At 73.8% G+C, this 6397-nt stretch carries 3 protein-coding genes; all 3 read left to right on the forward strand.

What is annotated here, in order from left to right:
- Positions 1 to 162: 162 nt before the first annotated feature.
- Positions 163 to 1443 (forward strand): acetoin utilization protein AcuC, encoded by a 1281-nt coding sequence (locus AC08ON_RS01895; protein ID WP_476606175.1) that lies wholly within the window; start codon positions 163 to 165, stop codon positions 1441 to 1443.
- Positions 1444 to 1490: 47 nt separating this feature from the next.
- Positions 1491 to 4109 (forward strand): bifunctional acetate--CoA ligase family protein/GNAT family N-acetyltransferase, encoded by a 2619-nt coding sequence (locus AC08ON_RS01900; RefSeq protein WP_476616345.1) that lies wholly within the window; start codon positions 1491 to 1493, stop codon positions 4107 to 4109.
- Positions 4110 to 4246: 137 nt separating this feature from the next.
- On the forward strand, positions 4247 to 6397 hold a 2151-nt coding region (locus tag AC08ON_RS01905), incomplete at its 3' end, for a PAS domain-containing protein (RefSeq protein ID WP_476616346.1).

Raw genomic sequence — 6397 nt, forward strand, 5'->3', positions numbered from 1 at the left:
CCCGTCTTCCATCGCCGCATGGTCCGGTGTCACTCGGTCTGCTGCCACGGGCACTGACCCTAGGCCATTCCGGGCAGATCTACGTGCCTCATCGATGGCCCCGGGTTTTCGTCATCGACACCACCGCTACCTCTGGGAGCGTGATCGGGCTACGGTCGACAGATGGGTGTCCCGGGCGATTCCGAGCTGCGGACCGACGGCCGTCCGCCGGTCGAGCCGCAGGCCGAGCCGACGGTCGTGGCCTGGGATCCGGTCATGGCCGGCTACGACTTCGGGCCGGCGCATCCGCTGCATCCCGTGCGGCTCGAGCTCACCATGGACCTCGCCATGAGTCTCGGTGTTCTCGACGCGCCGGGCATCCGGATCTCCAGGCCGACCCTCGCCTCCGACGACCTCATCGGCCTGATCCACGATCCGGTCTACCTGAGCGCGGTCCGCGCCGCGCCCGACCCGGCGCAGGCCAGGTTCGCGGCCCTGTTCGGCCTGGGCACGGCCGACAACCCGATCTTCGAACAGATGCACGAGGCCGCCGCACTCATCGCCGGTGGCACGATCGAGGCGGCACGGGCGGTGTGGAGCGGGCCGCCGCGGCACGCCGTGTCGATCGCCGGCGGGCTGCATCACGCGATGCCGGGAATGGCGAGCGGATTCTGCATCTACAACGACCCGGCGATCGCGATCGCCTGGTTGCTCTCCGCCGGAGCCACCAGAGTGGCGTACGTCGACGTGGACGTGCATCACGGCGACGGCGTGCAGACGGCGTTCTACGACGATCCGCGGGTGCTCACCATCTCCCTGCACCAGACGGGGAGCACCCTCTTCCCGGGCACCGGATTCCCGACCGAGGTGGGTGCTCCCGCCGCGGAGGGCACCGCGGTGAACGTGGCGTTGCCCCCCGCCACCGGCGATGCCGGCTGGCTGCGCGCCTTCTCCGGGGTGGTGCCGGTGCTCCTGCGGTCCTTCCGGCCGCAGGTGCTGGTGACCCAGCACGGCTGCGACACGCACGCCTTCGACCCGCTGGCCGATCTGGCGCTGTCGGTGGACGGCCAACGGGCCTCCTACGACCTGCTGCACGCGCTGGCCCACGAGGTCTGCGACGGACGCTGGCTGGCCTGCGGCGGTGGCGGGTACGCGCTGGACACGGTCGTGCCGCGGGCCTGGACGCAGCTGCTGGCGATCGCCGGCCACGTGCCCCTGGATGCCGGCCGCGCTCTGCCGGAGGACTGGCGCTCCGCGGCGCCGGGACGGGTGCGGGCGGCGACCGGGCAGAAGCCCGTCGGAGCCGCCGCCATGCCCCGGACGCTCGGGGACGGGGTGAGTGTCCGGTATCGTCCCTGGGACGCGGGAGAGGGAGACCCCGACGATCCGTTGGACCGGACGGTGGCGGCGACCCGGCGTCAGGTGCTGCCGTTGCACGGCCTCGACCCCACCGTCGACCGCTGAGCACTGCGTGCGAGCTGAGCACTGCGTGAGAACCGGGTGAGCGCCGCGTGAGCACCGAGCCTCCGGTCGTCTATCCGGCCGAGTGGGAGGCCGACGTCATCCTCAGCGACGGCGGCACCGCCCACATCCGCCCGATCCTGCCGACGGACGGCCCGCTGTTGCGGACCTTCTGGACCCGGCTGTCGACCCAGTCGATCTACTTCCGGTTCTTCGCCGTGCGCCGTGCCCTGAGCGACGCCGACATCCACCGGATGACGACGGTGGACCAGCGGCTGCGCGGCGCCATCGTCGCGATGATCGGCGACGACCTGGTCGCGGTCTCCCGCTGGGAGAGCACCGCCGCACGGCCGACCGAGGCGGAGGTCGCCTTCCTGGTGGAGGACGCCCAGCAGGGACGAGGACTGGGTTCGGTGCTGCTGGAGCATCTTGCCGCCGCGGCCTGGGACCGTGGGATCCGCCGCTTCGACGCCGACGTGCTCGGGGAGAACCAGCAGATGATCCGGGTCTTCCTCGATGCCGGTTACACGGTCTCGAGGACCTGGGACTCGGGCGCGGTCCGGCTGTCCTTCGAGATCACCCCCACCCAGAGGTCGGTCGGGGTGATGCGGGCCCGGGAGCACCATGCCGAGGCCGCCTCGATCGGTCGGCTGCTGCATCCGCGCGCGATCGCCGTCATCGGTGCGGGGCGGTCTGCCGCGTCCGTGGGCAACGCGGTCCTGCGTCACCTGCTCGCCGGCGGTTTCGACGGCCCCGTCTACCCGGTGAACCCGGCGGCGGCCGCGGCCGGCGGCGCGGTGGCGTCGATCCAGGCCTACGCCGGCATCGAGGACGTGCCGCGTCCGGTCGACCTGGCCGTGGTGTGCGTGCCGCCCGCGCAGGTGCCCGACGTCGTCGCCGCCTGCGGGCGGGCGGGAGTCTGGGGGCTGGTCGTCCTCACCGACCAGCGTGACGCCGCCGCGGACGCGGCCCTGGTGGCCGAGGCCCGGGCGGATGGCATGCGGGTGGTCGGCCCGGCGAGCATGGGCATCCAGAATCCGGCGGCGGGGTTGAACGCCTCGATGGTGCCCCGGATGCCCCGGGCCGGCCGCATCGGCTGCTACTCCCAGTCGGGTCCGTTCGGCGGGGCCATCCTGGCGGCGGCGGCCGCGCGCGGGGTCGGTCTGTCGGTCTTCGTCTCCGCTGGGGACCGGGCCGACGTGAGCGGCAATGACCTGCTCCAGTACTGGGAGGAGGACCCCGAGACCGACGCGGTGATCATGCATCTGGAGACCTTCGGTAACCCCCGCAAGTTCGCCCGGCTGGCCCGACGGGTGGGTCGGCGTAAACCGGTGATCGTCGTGTACTCCGGCCGTTCGGCCCTTGACGACGCGCTTCTGCGGCAGGCCGGGGTGATCGGCGTCGACCAGGTCTCCCAGGCGTTCGACGTCGCGCTGCTGCTCACCACGCAGCCGCTGCCCGCGGGCGGTCGGGTCGCCGTCGTCGGCGACTCCCGTGCCCTGGTCCGGCTGACGGCCCGCGCCGCCGACGCGGCCGGGCTCAGGGTCGAGGAGGTGCTCCTCCCGGTTGGCAGCTCCCCCGGGGACCTCACCCGGGCGTTGACCTCCGCCGCGGACCGGGCGGATGCGCTGATCGCCACGCTGGTCCGGCTGCCGCCCTCCCCGGCCGGGCCGATCGCGGTGGACGCCGTCGCGGCTGCCGCGACCATCGAGATCCCGGTTCTCGCCGTAGTGCAGGGGGTCGAGATGCCCGGCGAGCTCGCTGGCATCCCGGCCTATTCGTCGCCGGAGGCTGCCGTCGCCGCGCTGCGCCGGGTGGTGGGCTACGCCCAGTGGTGGGCGCGCCCGATCGGCACCGTGCCGACGACGACGGTGCGAGCAGACGAGGCGCGTTCGCTCGTCGCCGGACTCACCGGTCGCCTTCCGGAGGATCGGGCTGCCGCCCTGCTGGACTGCTACGGCGTCACGGTGGAGCCGGCCATCCTGGCGACGTCCCCGCGCCGGGCCGTCGAGGCGGCGGGCCAGCGCGGCTATCCGGCGGCGCTCAAGGCGCGGTCGCGGCCCTACCGGCATCGTCCGGACCTGCGCGGTCAGCGTCTCGACCTGCCTGACGCGGCAGCCGTGCGGGCGGCATGGGCGTCGCTGCGCTCCCAGCTCGGGGCGGAGGTGCCGATTGTCGTCCAGCGGATGGCCCCGGTCGGCGTGTCGGTGGTTGTCGGTTCCGAGGAGCATCCCCGGTACGGTCCCCTGGTCTCGTTCGGCCTCTCGGGCCCCGCGACCGAGCTGCTGGAGGACCGCGCACATCACATCCTTCCCCTCACCGACGTTGACGCGGCGCGCCTCGTGCGCTCGGTGCGGGCGGCGCCGCTGCTGCTGGGATACCTCGGCTCGACGCCGGTCGACATCGCCGCGCTGGAGGACCTGCTCCTCAGGATCGCCCGGCTCGCCGACGACGTGCCGGAGGTGGTTCATCTCACGTTGGATCCAGTGATCGTGTCGACCGGGCGGGTGACCGTGCTGTCCGTGGAGATCGTTGCTGGACCGCCGGCGCCCCGCGCGGACGTCGGACCCCGGCGGTTCTGGACACCGAACCGCCCGACTCCGGACGGGGCGACTATCCGGGGTGGTTCAGCACAACATGCGCACGCCGTCCACAATCGTTTCCCATGACGTCGCCGCACTCCGCGCAGCCGCCCGTCTGGCCCGCTTCCGGCGCATTCCCGATGCTCTCCCCTGATTCTGCGGGAGTTGCCGGGACGCCTGGTACCCCCGTAGAGGGGATGCCTGGGCAGGCGTCTCTCGTGCCGATGTACCGGCCGGCGAACGTCGGGCTGTCGGAGGCGCTGCCGGGGGACCTCGGGTCGGTGGATCTGGGGTCGGTGGATCTGGGGTCGGTGGACGCGGGTCCCGCGGGTACGCGCTTCTCCATGAGCCCCCCGGGATCCGCCTCCCCGTCATCGGGCGTTGTTCCGTCCGGCCAGGGGGATGTCTCCCCGGGACCGAATCCGGTCACCCGATCCCAAGGGGGGCCGTCGGCTGGCCCACACACCAACCCCGCCCCACGCGCGCATCCCGGCCCGAAGCACGCTCCCGGCCCGGAGACCGGCCCCCGTCAGGACCGGGGAGCCGACCCCGAGCTACCCGAGGGCTGGCCCATGGTCGCCCGGCCGGCCGCTTCGGCCGTGACCGCCGAGCCGGTCATGCGGGACGTCATCGACGGCACCGAGCCGCGCCGCGCGCCGGAGGCGCCAGGGATGCGCCGGTCCGATCCGGCGGGGCTGCCGGGGCGTGTCCGGTCCGCTTTCCCCCCGCCCGGACACGCCCCGGGAACCGACCCCGCGGCCACATTCGTGATGCTGGACGCGCTGTTCGCGTGGGCCCCGGTCGGTCTCGCCCTGCTCGACCGGGCCGGGCGGTTCCTGCGGGTCAACGACACACTCGCCCGGTTCGACCGCCGGCCGGTCCACGAGCACCTCGGCCGTACCGTCTCCGAGCTCCTCGGCGACACCGGCCAGGAACTCGACGCTCTGCTGGCACGGGTGCTGCGCACCGGCGAGCCGGTGGTGGACCTGGAGGTCATGGTCGCCACCGATGGTTCCGGGCCGCCGCAGACGTGGCTCGCCAGCTGGTATCCGGTGAACGACCCTCAGGTCGGGCTGGTGGGCGTGGCGTTCATCGCGATCGACGCCAGCGGGACGCGGGCGGTCGAGGGGGAGCGGGCGCGGGCCGACGCACGTTACCTCGGCCTCGTGGACGCCGCCGCGGTGGACGTGTTCCACGCCGAAGGCGACGGGGCACTCGATGCCGATCTGCCCCGCCTGCGGGCCTTCACCGGGCGGCATCCGGCGGAGCTGGCCGGGTTCGGCTGGCTCGGCGTGGTCCATCCCGACGACCGGGAGCGGGTCGGGCGCGCCTGGCACGGGGCGATCGAGCACGGTGAGACCTTCGAGGCCGAGTTCCGGATCTCCGGTGGCGGAGGCGACCGCACCGCCATACGGGTGGTCGAGGCCCGCATCGTTCCCATGCCGGCGGCCGGTCGGCCGAACAGCCGGCCCGGCGAGTGGCTCGGGGTGATCCGCGACCTCACCGAGGTACGCGCTGCCGAGGCCGACCGGGCCACGGCCGACCAGCGGGCCCGGATCGCGACGGAACGGGCCGAACAGACCGCGACGTTGGCCGTGGCGCTCGCCCGGACCCTGACCGTGGACGACGTCGTCGCCACCGTCCTCGACGTCGGGGGGCGGATGGCCGGGGCCGCCGGCCGGGGCGTCGCGCTCGTGGACGAGGCGCACGACCGGCTGCTCTTCCACGCCCCGCCGGGTCCCGCCGACGGCCTCGCCAGCTGGTCGGAGGTGGCGCTGGGGGCGGTACATCCGGTGGCGGAGGTCATGCGGGGCGGTCGTGCGCTGTTTCTCGTCGACCGCGACGAGCTGCTCGCCCGCTGGCCGGTGCCGGAGGTCGCCGACGTCGCCGCCGCGGCGGGTGAGCATGCCTGGGCGATGCTGCCGCTGGCCGTCGGGGGCGGCGCCCCCTTCGGCGTGGTGACCTTCGGGTTCCGCCAGGCGCGGGAGTTCACCGCCGCTGATCAGGCGTCCCTCATCGCGATCGCCGACGCCTGCGCGCAGGCCCTGGAACGGGCCACCGGCTACGAACAGCTCGCCGCCGACGCCGCGCGCGGTCATCGGACCCTGGCTGCGACGCGCGAGGCGCAGGCCGCCCTGGCACTCGCCGATCGACGCCTTCAGCTGCTGGGGCGAGCTACCGGGATCGTGGCCGCGGCCGTGGAGCCTCCCGCCGCCCTGCGCTCCCTGGCCGCGTTGATCGTCTCGGAGGTCGCCGACCTGTGTGTTGTCCAGCTCGTCACTGGCACACCCGCTCCCGTCCCGGCGTCCTGGAGCGCTGCCGCGGCGTCCGTCCGGGACGGGGCTGCGGCCGGGGATAAGGCCGGGGCCGGGGAG

The organism is Frankia sp. CoWAU3 (genome assembly GCF_977971855.1).